Origin of the sequence: Hymenobacter jeollabukensis, from assembly GCF_005771675.1 — a bacterium.
Classification (GTDB): Bacteria; Bacteroidota; Bacteroidia; order Cytophagales; family Hymenobacteraceae; genus Solirubrum; species Solirubrum jeollabukense.
The window spans coordinates 89,082-102,075 of sequence record NZ_VAJM01000014.1 but is presented as its reverse complement, the minus strand read 5'-3'; the positions used below and the strand labels follow the sequence as shown (position 1 = coordinate 102,075).

At 64.9% G+C, this 12,994-nt stretch carries 10 protein-coding genes; 2 read left to right on the top strand and 8 right to left on the bottom strand.

The features are described from left to right. Positions 1-103: 103 nt before the first annotated feature. Positions 104-2,284 (bottom strand): dipeptidyl-peptidase 3 family protein, encoded by a 2,181-nt coding sequence (locus tag FDY95_RS21480; protein ID WP_246074097.1) that lies wholly within the window; start codon positions 2,282-2,284, stop codon positions 104-106. A 110-nt stretch (positions 2,285-2,394) separates the two neighbouring features. Continuing rightward, the gene (locus FDY95_RS21475; protein WP_138080858.1) at positions 2,395-3,516 is read right to left on the bottom strand and encodes an AMP-binding protein; all 1,122 of its coding nucleotides are present in this window, start codon (positions 3,514-3,516) and stop codon (positions 2,395-2,397) included. Between the two features lie 204 nt (positions 3,517-3,720). Between FDY95_RS21475 and FDY95_RS21470 the strand changes: the two genes are divergently transcribed. After that, on the top strand, positions 3,721-3,939 hold the full coding sequence (locus FDY95_RS21470; protein WP_138080856.1) for a hypothetical protein: 219 nt from the start codon (positions 3,721-3,723) through the stop codon (positions 3,937-3,939). On the opposite strand, the gene FDY95_RS21465 is transcribed toward FDY95_RS21470, so the two are convergent. Further along, on the bottom strand, positions 3,936-4,391 hold the full coding sequence (locus tag FDY95_RS21465) for a hypothetical protein (RefSeq protein WP_138080854.1): 456 nt from the start codon (positions 4,389-4,391) through the stop codon (positions 3,936-3,938). The two genes, FDY95_RS21470 and FDY95_RS21465, sit on opposite strands and share 4 nt — an antisense overlap. Before the next feature lie 367 nt (positions 4,392-4,758). Between FDY95_RS21465 and FDY95_RS21460 the strand changes: the two genes are divergently transcribed. Continuing rightward, the gene (locus tag FDY95_RS21460) at positions 4,759-5,355 is read left to right on the top strand and encodes a hypothetical protein (RefSeq protein WP_138080852.1); all 597 of its coding nucleotides are present in this window, start codon (positions 4,759-4,761) and stop codon (positions 5,353-5,355) included. 311 nt (positions 5,356-5,666) lie between these two features. Here FDY95_RS21460 and FDY95_RS21455 read toward each other — a convergent pair whose 3' ends face one another. The 5 genes from FDY95_RS21455 to FDY95_RS21435 all read right to left on the bottom strand — a co-directional run bounded on the left by FDY95_RS21455 (position 5,667) and on the right by FDY95_RS21435 (position 12,973). Further along, the gene (locus tag FDY95_RS21455) at positions 5,667-7,916 is read right to left on the bottom strand and encodes an N-acetylmuramoyl-L-alanine amidase (RefSeq protein ID WP_138080850.1); all 2,250 of its coding nucleotides are present in this window, start codon (positions 7,914-7,916) and stop codon (positions 5,667-5,669) included. A 203-nt stretch (positions 7,917-8,119) separates the two neighbouring features. Then, positions 8,120-8,944, bottom strand: a complete 825-nt coding sequence (gene menB, locus FDY95_RS21450; protein WP_138080848.1) for a 1,4-dihydroxy-2-naphthoyl-CoA synthase — start codon at positions 8,942-8,944, stop codon at positions 8,120-8,122. Between the two features lie 157 nt (positions 8,945-9,101). Further along, complete coding sequence (gene menD / locus FDY95_RS21445; RefSeq protein ID WP_246074096.1) at positions 9,102-11,006, bottom strand: 2-succinyl-5-enolpyruvyl-6-hydroxy-3-cyclohexene-1-carboxylic-acid synthase; 1,905 nt, start codon at positions 11,004-11,006, stop codon at positions 9,102-9,104. Positions 11,007-11,311: 305 nt separating this feature from the next. After that, the gene (locus FDY95_RS21440; protein WP_138080844.1) at positions 11,312-12,517 is read right to left on the bottom strand and encodes a chorismate-binding protein; all 1,206 of its coding nucleotides are present in this window, start codon (positions 12,515-12,517) and stop codon (positions 11,312-11,314) included. Further along, positions 12,518-12,973, bottom strand: a complete 456-nt coding sequence (locus FDY95_RS21435) for a hotdog fold thioesterase (protein ID WP_138080842.1) — start codon at positions 12,971-12,973, stop codon at positions 12,518-12,520. Positions 12,974-12,994 lie beyond the last annotated feature (21 nt).

Below are 12,994 nucleotides of genomic sequence, written 5' to 3'. Positions count from 1 at the left end.
GTCGGTTGCTGTCAGTTGCGAGTTGTTGGTTGTCAGTTGTTAGTTGCGAGTTGTCAGGACAGACGTCAGAACGAACTGACAACTCGCAACTGACAACTACCAATTAGTTCACGTGCGGCAGGAAGGAGTACTTGCGGCCGTAGTCCAGCATCTGCTGGGCGAAGTCCGAGGGGTATTCCAGCTTGACGTCCACGATCTTACCCTCGCGCTCCACCGGCACCAAGCGCGGCTGAATGAAGCCGGCGTAGGGCGCGATGTTGAGCTTCTGGTAGCGGGCCAGCACTTCCTTGTGCAGCGCCGGGTCCACCTTCACCCCGTAGTTCTCGATGAGGTTTTTGGCCCCGTTGAAGTCCCCTTCGCTGGTGATGCGCTGGGTTTCGCGCAGCAGCTGCCCGAACAGCCCGCGCAGCTTCTGGTAGTCGTTGATGCGGAAGTACACCTTGCCGTCCTTGGTCACCTTCTCGATGACCTTCTCCTTCTGGCCCTTCTCGTACACCCACTTGGCCACCATCTGACGGTTGCGCATGTGGGCTTCCTCCACCGTCTCGCCCAGCGTCAGGCGCGAGAGCTGCGTCATCAGGCCGCCGCGAATGTAGCTGTCGTACTCGGCCTTGCCCACTTCCAGGCTCGGCACCACTTTCAGCTCCACCAGCTTGGGGTCCATCAGGTAGTACAGCGCTACGAGGTCGGCACGGCCTTCCTCGATGGCGGAGGCGTAGTTTTTGAGCGTTTCCTTGGTAGTGCCCACACCCGGGTTGATCTGCCCCGAAGCGTGCCCGATGACCTCGTGCATGTCGGTGTGCAGCTTGCCCGCGAGCGAGCCGTACTGCCGGGCGCGCTGCTTCTCGGCGTCGGTCAGGGCAAACTCGTCGAGCATGCCGCCGGCGTTGGCCTGGTCGTAGGCCTCCACGATGTTGCCCAGCTGCACCGACTTCGAGCCGTGCTCCTTGCGAATCCAGGTGGCATTGGGCAGGTTGATGCCGATGGGCGTGGCCGGGGCCGCGTCGCCCGACTCAACCACCGTCGTAATCACCTTGGCCGTGATGCCCACCACGTTCTTTTTCTTGTGCTCGGGCTTGATGGGGGAGTGGTCCTCAAACCACTGCGCCTGGTCGCCGATGGCCTTGATGCGCTTGCTGGCCTCCAGGTCCTTGAACGACACCACCGCCTCGTAAGTGGCGCGGTAGCCCAGCGGGTCGCCGTACACCTCGATGAAGCCATTCACCACGTCGGTGCGCGACTTGGTGTCGTGCACCCAGGCAATGTTGTACTCGTCCCACACCTTCAGGTCGCCGGTGGTGTAGTACTGCACCAGCTTCTGCAGGGCCTTTTTCTGCTCGGGGTTTTCGGCCACATCGGCGGCCTTGCCCAGCCAGTACACAATCTGCGTAATGGCCTCGCCGTACAGGCCGCCCACTTTCCAGGGCTGCTCCACCACGGCGCCGTTCTTGTCCTTCACCAGGCGCGAGTTCAGCCCGTAGGAAACCGGCCGCTGGTCTTTCTTGTCGATTTTGCGGGCGTAATAGGCCTCCACTTCCTTCTGGGTCAGGCCCTGGTAGAAGTTGGTGGCCGAGGTCTGCACCAAGTCCGCGTCCTTTTCCTGGTTGACGCGCTTGGCGTCCAGGGTCGGGTCGAAGATGATGGGCGTCATATTCATCACGAACTCCTGCACCGTTTCGCCGCCCACCAGGGGCAGCGTTTTCGGGTCGGCGGCCTTCACCAGCTCGGCGAAGTACTCGCGCGAGCAGTCGGGCACGAACTTGCGGGTGCTGTAGTGGTGGTGCACGCCGTTGGAGAACCACACGCGCTTGGCGTACACGTTGAACTTCTGGGCCTGCTCCACCTGCTGGGTGTTGCTGGTGGCGGCCATGCGCTGCTGGTTCAGCGGCCACAGGGCCTCCAGGGTGCGGCGCACGCGCAGGTTGTGGCGGTAGTTCTGGTCGTAGGTGATGTCGCGGCCGGCCAGGGCGGCTTCGTAGAGGTAGTAGAGCAACTCCTTCTGCTTGGCTTCCAGCGTTTCGAAGCCGGGCACCTGGTAGCGCAGCACGCGCAGGTCGGCAAACTGCTCGCTCACCGTCTGGAACGGCTGATCCTTGGCGGCTTCGGCCACCGGCTCCGGCGCGGCCGGGCGGGCCATATCAAGCGGCACATTGCTGACGGCGCTGACGGTGGCCAGGGCTACGGCGTCGGTGGTGGCGGGGGCCGTGGTAGCGGTGGCCCCGGCGCAGCCGGCCAGGCCCAGGCCCAGCAGCCACGCGGCGGGCCGCAAATGGGTATGTTTCATTAAGGAAAAGGCGGGGGTGGATTATCGGCTGCAAAGCAACGCATTCGCGCCCGATTATTGGGAATGAACTGGTGATTTAGTGACTTAGCGGAGCCTGGAACGATACTTCACTAAGTCACATCCAAGCCGGCCAGCGTGGCACGGCGGTCCAGCTTGCCGTTGGCCGTCTGGGCAAACTGCGGCGCGTAGTACACGGCCCGCGGCACTTCGTAGCGGCCCAGCCGCTCGCGCAGCCGCGCCAGCACCGCCTCCCAGGCCGCTTCGGGCAGCGGCTCGCCCTCCACCACGGCCGTCACCTGCTGGCCCAGTCGCTCGTCGGGGCGGCCGGTGACCAGGGCCCGGCGGCCCAGGTGGCCCAACTCGGCCAGCGTCACTTCCAGCACTTGCTCCACCTTTTCGGCCGGTACTTTCACCCCGCCCGAGTTGATGACGAAATCGGCCCGGCCCAGCCACTCGAACAGGTGGTGGTCGTGCTCCGCGAAGCGCACCAGGTCGTTGGTTTGCACCAGCTCCTGGTTGGTCACGTCGCCGCGAATGGCCAGGCAGCCGCGCGCGTCCTGCTCCACGTGCAGGCCGGGCAGCACGCGGTAATAGGCCGAGGCGTCGGGGCCGTTGAGGCGGCGCAGGGCAATGTGGGAGCAGGTTTCCGTCATGCCGTAGGTGTGATAAAGCGGCACTTGCAGCGGCGCGGCCAGCTGCAGCAGGCCCGCGTCCACGGCCGCCCCACCGATGAGAATGGCCCGCATCTGTTCCAGCCGCGGGGCGTGGCCGGCCGCCAGTACCGCCCGCAGCTGCAAGGGCACGAAGGAGCCGAAGTCAAACGCCGCGTCGGGCGGGAGCAGGGCAAACGGGTCACTTACCGGCTCGGTAATGGTGAGGTGCAGCCCGTACTCGAAGGCGCGCACCAGCATCATCATCCCGCCGATGTACTCGCAGTTCAGGCACACCAGCATGCGCTGGCCCACACCCAAACCCAGGTGATTCATGGTGCGCTGGGCGCTAGCCACCAGCTGACTGCGACGCAGCGTGATGGGCTGGGCGGGGCCCGTCGAGCCCGAAGTGGTCAGCCCGAACTCCTGCACACCGTTGAGCCACTGCCGGCAGAAGTCGAGCACCCGGGCTTCGTAGCCGTTGAGCTCGTGGCCAGCGTGGCCGGGGTATTCCTGGATGTCGGCGTAGCGGTAGCGGTGGCCGTTGAGCAGCAGCGTGTCGGGGACAGTGGTAGCGGGCATGGGCGAAGAAAGGCCGGAAAAGGAAACTTACGCTGATACCGGCCCCGGCAAAGAAAGGATGCGGCCGGCAAAGCCGGGAAGGCGCGCCGTAACCAAATGCAAGGTGCCAGGCAAGGGTGAAAAGCGTCTTTTGGTGGTGAGTGAGTGCCCGCTTACTTATTTTTCTCGTATCTTATAACAGCTGTACCATCCTCCCTTACCGTCATGAACACGTTCGTCCGCCCCGTGAACAACTCGGTTTCGACTGCCCAGCTGGTACCCGCCCCCGCACTTACCCCCGAACGCCCGGCGTCGGCGGCCACTGCACCGGTCCCGCAGCGTACCCACGCGCAGCTGGCAACCGAAAGCGAAGCCGACGACCAGACCAAGCGCGACTTTTACGCCTGGTGCGCCGGCTGCGAAGGTTACGGCTCCATTTTCTAGCGTAAGCGTCGTCGCTCGGCCGAAAGCAGCCAGCGCTGGTAGCGGCGCTGCGTGGGCCAGCTGAGGGCTGCTAGCCCGGCGCTGAGCACCCCGAAGTATAACAGGTGCAGCGGATCGGCGCTGGCGGCGTAGAGCAGCAGCGGCGGCAGCGCCAGCAAATCCAGCAGACTGTTGTGCAGCAGCTGCCGGCTGCGGTATACCCGGCGGTTTTCGCGGATGGGCCGGCGCAGCTCCGGCCGCAGGTAGCGCGACAGGGTATACAGACTGCTGCCCACCATTAGAATAAGTAAAAATGCCAGCAGCGCGTACGGGCCGAGCGCGGGCGTACCACCGGCCGGGCCCGGCACGCGCTGTAGGGCCGGTCGGGCCCACAGCACCATCCCGGCCATAAGCAGGCTTTGCAGCAGGTACTGAGCCAGATGCAGACACTGGGTGAGGCGGATGGGCGGCATGCAAAAAAGACAAGCAAGTACTGCGAAATACGGCCAAGCTAATGGGTAGCGGCCGCCTAATCAAGTCAGATCCGGGCAGGCTAGGGGCAGGGTCGGTAGAAATCGGGGCAACGGCGCCAAAAGGCAATATTTAATAAGGGCGTGATAATAAAATACAATAATTGCATGAGGCAGGGCTGTCTGTTCCAATAATGGGACTATTCCTTCAATATGGGAATAAATGGACAGTGCAATGAAGGTATTATACTTTAATAACAATGTGCTGTTATTTAGCGTCTTTTCGGCTCAAATGCATTTGATGCCTTTGCTTTATTGGATTTTTTCGGCAGCTTTCGTTCCCTTTACGCGTGCTTCCCTTCGTCTGCATATGCGTCTGATCTGCCTACTCTTTCCGACCATACTGGCCCTGCCAGTTGCCGCCCAACATTCGCCAAGTACAAAAACCAAGGCAGCTGCCGCCCCGGCATCGGCTAACGCCAAGGTTGTCACCCCGGCTCCCGCGCCGCTGCCGCCTTCGCCCCAGAAGCTGGACCTGCACTACGGCTTCCGGGGCGTGGGCCTCGAAGCCGATAGCGCTGCCGTGCAGGGCCTTAGCTACGACCGGCACGACAACGGCCTCACTTACTGCCACCGCGACACCGACAGCCTGAGCTGGGCCGGGGCCGCCGTCGATGCGCCGAAGTACGCCTTCTACCGCGGCAAGCTGCTGACCCTCTCTTTTTCTACGAAAGGAGCCGCCAACAGCCACGCCGTGCTGGCCCGCCTGCAGGCCCTCTACGGCCCCGGCGAGCAGAAAGGCAACGGCCAGCTGCGCTTCACCTGGCGCGGCGAAAAAGCCCTGCTGCGCTACGAGGAAAGCTCCACCAACAACAACGCCGTCATCACCCTGACCTCCCTGCCGCTGACCATTAAGCGGCAGCAGGACGTGAGCGGCGTCATCGAGCAGACGGCCGCCAACCACTAAGCCTCATTCGGTCTGCCACTAAGGCGCCCCCGCGCCGCCCACCGGTTAGCAGTTTGCTGGCCGCCGGGCGGGGCGGGGGCGCCTTGGTGGCGTTACGGCCCCGGGTACTCGAAGGCCCGCCGCCCATGCAGCCGGCCGTGGTCGATGGCCTGCCCGAAGCCTCCCAGTGGTCGAAACCGGCCCTAGCGGACCTGATGTAAATAGCGGAAGTTGAACCGCCAGTGGGATGCCACAAACCGATGCAATCAAAGAAGCCCGAACCACGGCCGTGGTTCGGGCTTCTTTGGGGTTCGAGAGCCGGTGCCGCCGGGCTATTGCACCAGCAGTTTCAGCGTCTGCACGTGGGTGTCCAGCTGCACGCGCACCAGGTAGATACCCGGGCGCAGGCCCGTGGGCAAGGTGTAGCCCAGCGGTTGGCCGGCACGGAACTCGGCGTGGGTGCTTTCCCCTACGGGTCGGCCCTGGGTGTCGCGCAGGCCCAGCTCAGCTGGACCTTCGTAGCCGGTTACCGTCAGCCAGGTTTGCTCACCTACCGCCACGGGATTGGTCATTTTCACCGCCGGGCGCTCCAGCTCGGCGGTGCTGCTGGCCGCCACCAGCGCGCTGCCTGCCGCCCGCCACGCCACCGATTGCGTGGCCACGCGCAGGGTGTAAGCCGACGTGCTGGTATTGTTGTTGTAACCGTACACCTTCACGTAGTAGGTGGCCGCGGGCGCCCCGTTGTAGACGATGGACTCGGCCGTGGTGCCGGGCTGGGTGGAGGAGTACAGCAGCGTGCCGGCGGCGTTGTACAGCTCCATGTCGTAGTCGACGGGCACGTTGGTGAGCGTGATGTTCAGGTTGTTGTTGGTCGAGCTGCTCGTGAACTTGTACCAGTCCACGTCGCCGGCTGGGCAGATGTAGGCCACGTTGTTCACGTTCACCCCGATGGCCGGGGCCGTGGCCAGCGTGCCGTTGCTCTCGTAGCTGTCGGTGGGGCAGCCCGTGGAGCCGCCCGTCGACGACCACGCAGCCGCGAAGCCTGGGCGGGTGGTGGCGCAGTCGCTGCGGAACTCCAGGAACATCTTGCCCGACGAGGCCGTGAGCGTGCCCGGGTTGGTGGTGCCCGAGTACTTGCCGATCAGCGGGGCCTGGTTGTTCGAGCCGTTGAAGACGAGCAGGTGGTCGTAGCCGCTTTCCAGGTCGAAGGCGCTGAACGTGAGCGAGACGCTGGTGGCGCCGGTGGGCGCAATAAGCTGGCACTGCCGCACGTCGTCGCCGTAGTTGCCGGCCGCGCCGCCCGCGTCGTACACCGTGCCCGAGGCGGCCGTGAGGGTGCTTACGGTTGGTGCGTTGTTCACCAGGGTGTAGAATTTCTCCCAGTTCCAGTTCACGCCCGGGTCAGTGTGGGTCTGGTTGGGGTAGTGCTGGTGACCCTTGATCTTCACGCAGCCGCCGGTGCTGAACGTGCCCGTGGTGGCCGCTCCGTAGAACGTGCGCAGCCCGCTGATGCCGTAGCCGCTGCCCACGATGTCGCGCGCCAGCGCCGCCGAGCTGCTGTACATGGCCGTGGTATACCACGAGGCGTCGTCGACGTAGCCCTCGTGCTCGGTGCCGATGGTGTAGGGGTTTTCCGAGCCGATATGCCAGGCCTTATTGGCCTCCGTTACCATCTGCGTCACCTGCCCGTCGCTGCTGCGCACCACGTAGTGCGCCGACACCTGGGCCGAGCAGTTCTTAAACCACGAAATGCAGCCCGCGTAGGTGCCCTGCACCGTGTGGATGGCGTAGTGCGTGACGGCCGTACCGCTGCGCGAGCTGTAGTTGCAGGTCGTCAGATCGGTAATGGCCGGGCCGTAATCGGTGGACGCGACCACCGAATACGTCGAGCCGCTGGGGTCGAACTGCTGCCCGCCGCCCTGCACGCCCCGCGCCGATACTTCGGTGCTGCCGGCGCTAAGCACGCGGTAGTTGGCGCCGAAAATGGCCGGCAGATCGAGCTGGTAATCGGGAAAGCGGTAGCGCTGCTGATTTTCCGGCGAGGCCAGAAAGCTCAGGACGCTATAGAGGTGCGAGCCGCGGGCAAATCCGTTGACCTCGTCGGGGGCCAGGGGCAGCTCGCTGAGCGCGATGAGCACCGGCTGGTGCCGGGCCACGTCGTCGGCGGGCAGCTGCAGCTGCTCCAGCAGCTGGGCGTAGGCGGCGGCGTACGCGCGGATGTTGCTGCCCGGCTCTTCCACAATCCGCTCTTCCGCAATACCCGAGAGCTTGGCTACCAGCCGCAGGTTTTCGCGGAAATACCCTTTGCCATCGGCAAACAGCCCCATCACGCCCGAGGGCAACGGCATGCCGGTACAACTGGTCGGCTCGTTGGGGCTGATGTGACGCATGTGCGTCTGGGTGTAGGCCACCGCCTCCAGCACGCCCCGCGGCACGGTGGGATACTGCTGATACGCCGCTGCAAATTCAGCCGCGTAGGGTGTTGCGGCGCCGATGGCCTGCCGGGCGGCGGGCTCGGTCTGGGCGCTCAGGGTGGGGGATAGGCCCAGCAGGCCTACCCACAGGAGTAGGGGTTTGATCATCAGTAAACGGTGGTTTGGTTGTTGGGGATTGTAGAGGTAAAGTACTGGTATGTTGGAATAATTCATAAATAATTTCCTCCTGTTTTGAGAAAATGCTAATAGCATTTTGGGAAAACAGCTACGCCCGCTACTGAAGCTCACGGGGTACAAAAAAAGCCCCGCCGGGAGGGCGGGGCTTGAACTACACGCGGGCTGCTGGACCGTTACGGGAACTTCGGGTACTTGTCGAAATCGGGCTGGCGCTTCTCCAGGAAGGCGTTTTTGCCCTCTTTGGCTTCCTCCGAGAGGTAGTAGAGCAGCGTGGCGTTGCCGGCCAGCTCCTGAATGCCGGCCTGCCCGTCCAGCTCGGCGTTGAACGAGGACTTGAGCATACGCAGGGCCAGCGGGCTTTTCTCCAGAATCTTCCGGCACCACTCCAGGGTGGTTTCCTCCAGCTTTTCCAGCGGCACCACTTTGTTTACCAGGCCCATGTCGAGGGCTTCCTGGGCGTCGTACTGGTCGCAGAGGTACCAGATTTCGCGGGCCTTCTTCTGGCCCACCACGCGGGCGAGGTAGCTGGCGCCGAAACCGCCGTCGAAGGAGCCAACTTTGGGGCCGGTCTGGCCAAAGCGGGCATTGTCGGCGGCAATGGACAGGTCGCAGACGACGTGCAGCACGTGGCCGCCGCCGATGGCCCAGCCGGCCACCATGGCAATGACGGGCTTGGGGATGGAGCGGATGAGCTTCTGCAGGTCGAGCACGTTCAGGCGGGGCACGGTGTCGTCGCCCACGTAGCCGCCGTGGCCGCGTACGCTCTGGTCGCCGCCCGAGCAGAAGGCCTTGCCGCCCTCGCCGGTGAGGATGACCACGCCGATGTCGGTCCGGTCGCGGCAGATGTGCATGGCCTCAATCATTTCCTGCACCGTGAGCGGGGTGAAGGCGTTGTGGACCTGCGGGCGGTTGATGCTGATTTTGGCAATGCCCTGGTGGAAGGAAAACAGAATTTCCTTGAATTCCTTGATGGGCGTCCAGGTTACTTGCTGGGACATGGAGTGGGAAGTGGGAAGGAAAGTAGAACGTCATTCCGAGCGAAGTCGAGGAATCTCGCGTGCTGATTCCTGCTGGCTACTTTGCTATCTGACGAAGCGGTAGAGATGCTTCGACAAGCGGACGCTAGATGAGCATGACGGCCTGACAAGTGGACAATTAAGAAAAAGACGTGCGCACGGCGGCGCGGTACTGCTCGAAAAAGGCGGCGTTGGTGGCCGAGTCGGTGGTGATTTCCAGCAAGGCCGCGTTGCCTTTGGACGAGGGTGCAAAGAAAGCGGGTAACACCTTATCCAGCTCCGCGAAGGTAGCGGCGGTGAAGTAGCGCAGGCCGAAATCCTTGGCCGTATTCTCAGCCGTCAGCGACTGCCGCGTCTCGAAGAACTCCTCCAGCTCGGGCTGCTGCCGCGGCCCGTCAATCAGCCGGAAGATGCCGCCCGCGTGGTTGTTGATCAGGATGACGCGCAGGTTGGGCGTGGGGTAATTGTGCCAGAAGGCGTTGCGGTCGTAGAAAAAGGCCACGTCGCCGGTGAGCAGCACGATGGGACGCGCGGGCTGGGCCAGCGCCGCGCCCACGGCCGTGGAGTTGCAGCCGTCGATGCCGCTGGTGCCGCGGTTGGCGAAGACTTCGGCGGTGCAGCCGGCCGGCAACCCCAGGATGTTAGCGTAGCGCACGGCCATGCTGTTCGCTAGGTGCAGGGCCGTGTCGCTGGGCACGAGCTGCAGGGCCCGGTAGATGGCTGTAAACTCGTTGAACGGCTGCTCGGGCTGGGTCAGAAATCCGCGCACGAAGTCCGTGGCCCAGCCGTTGGCCCGCTGCCAGGGCGTGGTGAAGGCATCCTTGGGCGCGGCGGCTTCGTCGCGGGCGCTGCCGGGGCCTTGCCAGGTCAGGCGTGAGGTTCGTTTTTCGTTATTCGTTGTTCGTTGTTCGGCTTCCGTACCCAGAACCGGGGTCGAACCTGCTGCATCCGCGACGGGAATCGAACTGGAATCAGAAGCGGGCAGACTGCTATTCCCATTCAGAATCGCCTCAAAAAACGCGGCCGGCTCCATCCGGATGATGCGCGTGAGCGTGCGGAAGGTGTCGGCCACCGGACCGGCGGGCTGGATGTGCCAGTGCTGCGTAGCCGGGTACTCGCGCAGGTAGTTTTTCAGCGCCTTGGAAATCAAGGACTGACCGTAGGTAATCAGCAGCTCGGGCCGCAACGCCTCGCGCAGACCCGGTTCAGGCACCACCATGAACACGTCCTGCCGGCCCAGCGGGGCAGTGCGCGCCGCGTCGAAATCGGGGCCGACGGGCTGGTGCACGTTGGCAATCAGGTCGCCAACCACCGGGGCCTGGTAGGCGGCACCGAAGCGGCGCAGGGCCAGTAGCAGCGCCTCGTCGTGGGGGTACTGGCCGGCTACCACCAGCACCCGGGGCGTCTGGCGCAGCTGCCGGCGCAGCACGTCCAGCTCGGCGGCGGGCAGTTGGGCGGCCCCGCTTACCTCGTGGCTGATTTTGACCGGCTCGTACTGGATTTCTTCGCCGGCCTTGGGGTAAAAAGGCTCCCGCAGGGGCACGTTCACCTGCACCGGCCCGGCCGGAAATTCCTGGCTGAGGTTGATGGCCTCGTTGACCAGTCGCGTAGCCTGCCAGCGGGCATCGGCGTGCGTGAAGTCAACGGGCAGCTCGAAGGCGGCCTTAGCGTGGCGGCCGTAGAGGTTGGGCTGGCGGATAGTCTGGCCGTCGAGCTGGTCAATCCACTCCGGCGGGCGGTCGGCGGTGAACACGACCAGCGGAATTTGCTGAAAAAACGCCTCCGCCACGGCCGGCGCGTAGTTCAGCCCGGCCGTGCCGGAGGTGCACACCAGCGCCACTGGCCGCCGCTGCGCCTGCGCCAGTCCCAGCCCGATAAAGGCGGCGGCCCGCTCGTCGGGGACTACGCGCACGCGCAGCTCGGGGTGGCGGGCAAAGGCAATGGTGAGCGGCGCCGACCGGGAGCCCGGCGACAACACCACGTCGGTGATGCCGTGCTGGGCGCAGATTTCGGGGATGTTGTGGATGGGCTGGAGCGTCGACAAAGCAGAGCAGGTAAAGCGCGGCAAAGGTAGCCCACGCCGGCCATGAATACGCGGATTCATCCGCTACGGACAGCTCAGTCCGCCGTCATTGCGAGGAGGAACGACGAAGCAATCCTTCCTCCCGAGGCACCACGGCCCAACTGGCATCGACCCAAAACCAGCCGCGCCCGAAACCCAGTGGCGCTGGCTTCGGGCACGGCTTCGTTCAGACGGATTTTCGGTTGGTGGGTATTGCATCGGCGGTGCTACTGGAGGAAGGATTGCTTCGTCCTTCGTCCTCGCAATGACTGCCAGTACTACCGTTGCTACTCGTCCAGCACCGAGCCCACCGTGCGCAGCTTCATTTCCGTTTCCAGCCACTCCTTCGCCGGCTCCGATTCCGAGGTCAGCCCGGTGCCGGCGTACAAAATGGCCTCGGTGGGCCGCAGCTGCATGCAGCGCAGGTTCACGAACACCCGCGAGGTGCCGGGCGCGGGCAGGTTCACCGGGCCCAAGAAGCCGCTGTAGTACGTTCGGTCGTAGCCCTCGTGGCGCTGCAGAAACGCCAGCGCTGCCTCGCGGGGCATGCCGCCCACGGCCGAGGTGGGGTGCAGCAGCCGCAGCATGTCGGTGGCGAAAGTAGGGGAGGTGACGCGCTTCAGATCCACCCGGAACTCGGTGCGCAGGTGCAGCAGGTTGCCCGCCTGCACGGTTTTGGGGCCGGTTTCGTCGTAGTCGCGGATGCGCAGCTGCTTGAAGCAGCCCACCACGTAGCGCCCCACCATGGCCTGCTCCTCGATGTCCTTCTGCCGCCACATGGCCGAGTTGGCGGTGATGTCGGGGGTGAGCGGCTGGGTGCCGGCCAGGGCCATGGTGCGAAACTCCGCGCCGTCGGTTTCCACCAGCACCTCGGGCGTGGCGCCCAGCCAGGTGCCGGCCTGGGGCGCACTCACCAGGCTCACGAAGGCCCGCGGGTGCTGCCGGCACAAGGTATCGAAGGCGCGCAGGGTGTCGAAGCCCGGCGGCAGGGGGCGCCGCGCGGCCCGGCTCGATACGACCTTGGTCATCTGCCCGGCCCGGATGGCCCCCACGGCCTGGGCCACGAAGGACTCGTAGCTGGCGCGGTCGGCGGTGGCGGGCAGGGGCTGCGGGCTCACGTGCCACTGTAGCTCGGCCGGCTCGTCGGTTTCGTGGATGACGCGCTGCACGGCCGCCACGGCCTCGGGCGGCAGCGCGTGCGAGAGGCGCAGCTGCTGGCCGGCCGAAAAGTCGAGCACCACGTCGGCGGGCAAGAGCATGGCCTCGGCCGTGTCGCCGTCCTGAAAGGGGTAAAAGGCGAAGCCGGCCGGGGCCTGGGGCTCCAGGCTCGGCGGCAGGCCCGAGAGGTGCAGCGGCCTAAGGCTCAGCAGCAGCACCGGCGCGGCGGCGTGGGGCAGGCGCCACAGGGCCACCGAGCCCGCGTGCCGCAGGGCCAGGGCCACCAGCCGGCGCACCGTGGCCGAAGGAGCGGCTTCGGTAGTCGGGGCGGGCATCTAGGCGGCGGGCTGGGCTTTCTTGGCCGGCACTTCGATGACGGCCATGGTGATGCGGCTGATGCAGATCAGCGCGCCCGATTCCTCGTGGCGGATGCGGATTTCCCAGATCTGGGTGGTGCGGCCCAGGTGCAGGGCCTCGGCCCGGCCGATGACGTAGCCCGCGCGCACGCTCTTGATGTGGTTGGCGTTGATTTCCAGGCCCACGCAGGCGTATTTGCTGCGGTCGACCTGCAACACCGCGCCGATGCTGCCCAGCGTTTCGGCCAGCACCACCGACGCCCCGCCGTGCAGCAGGCCCATGGGCTGGTGCGTGCGGTGGTCGACGGGCATGCGGCCCTCGATGGCGCGCTCCTCGACGGCGGTAATTTCAATGCCCAGATGTTCGCCCATGGTGTGGCGCGACCAGGCGTTCAGCTCGGCGACGGTGGGCAGGGTGGCGGAAGGTGGCAGCATAGCTCGTTTTTCGGCTCTCGG

Excerpts from the sequence above, each read along its gene's own strand:
- FDY95_RS21480 (WP_246074097.1), bottom strand. The coding sequence starts at position 2,284 with ATGAAACATACCCATTTGCGGCCCGCCGCGTGGCTGCTGGGCCTGGGC.
- FDY95_RS21475 (WP_138080858.1), bottom strand. The coding sequence starts at position 3,516 with ATGCCCGCTACCACTGTCCCCGACACGCTGCTGCTCAACGGCCACCGC.
- FDY95_RS21470 (WP_138080856.1), top strand. The coding sequence starts at position 3,721 with ATGAACACGTTCGTCCGCCCCGTGAACAACTCGGTTTCGACTGCCCAG.
- FDY95_RS21465 (WP_138080854.1), bottom strand. The coding sequence starts at position 4,391 with ATGCCGCCCATCCGCCTCACCCAGTGTCTGCATCTGGCTCAGTACCTG.
- FDY95_RS21460 (WP_138080852.1), top strand. The coding sequence starts at position 4,759 with ATGCGTCTGATCTGCCTACTCTTTCCGACCATACTGGCCCTGCCAGTT.
- FDY95_RS21455 (WP_138080850.1), bottom strand. The coding sequence starts at position 7,916 with ATGATCAAACCCCTACTCCTGTGGGTAGGCCTGCTGGGCCTATCCCCC.
- menB (WP_138080848.1), bottom strand. The coding sequence starts at position 8,944 with ATGTCCCAGCAAGTAACCTGGACGCCCATCAAGGAATTCAAGGAAATT.
- FDY95_RS21440 (WP_138080844.1), bottom strand. The coding sequence starts at position 12,517 with ATGCCCGCCCCGACTACCGAAGCCGCTCCTTCGGCCACGGTGCGCCGG.
- FDY95_RS21435 (WP_138080842.1), bottom strand. The coding sequence starts at position 12,973 with ATGCTGCCACCTTCCGCCACCCTGCCCACCGTCGCCGAGCTGAACGCC.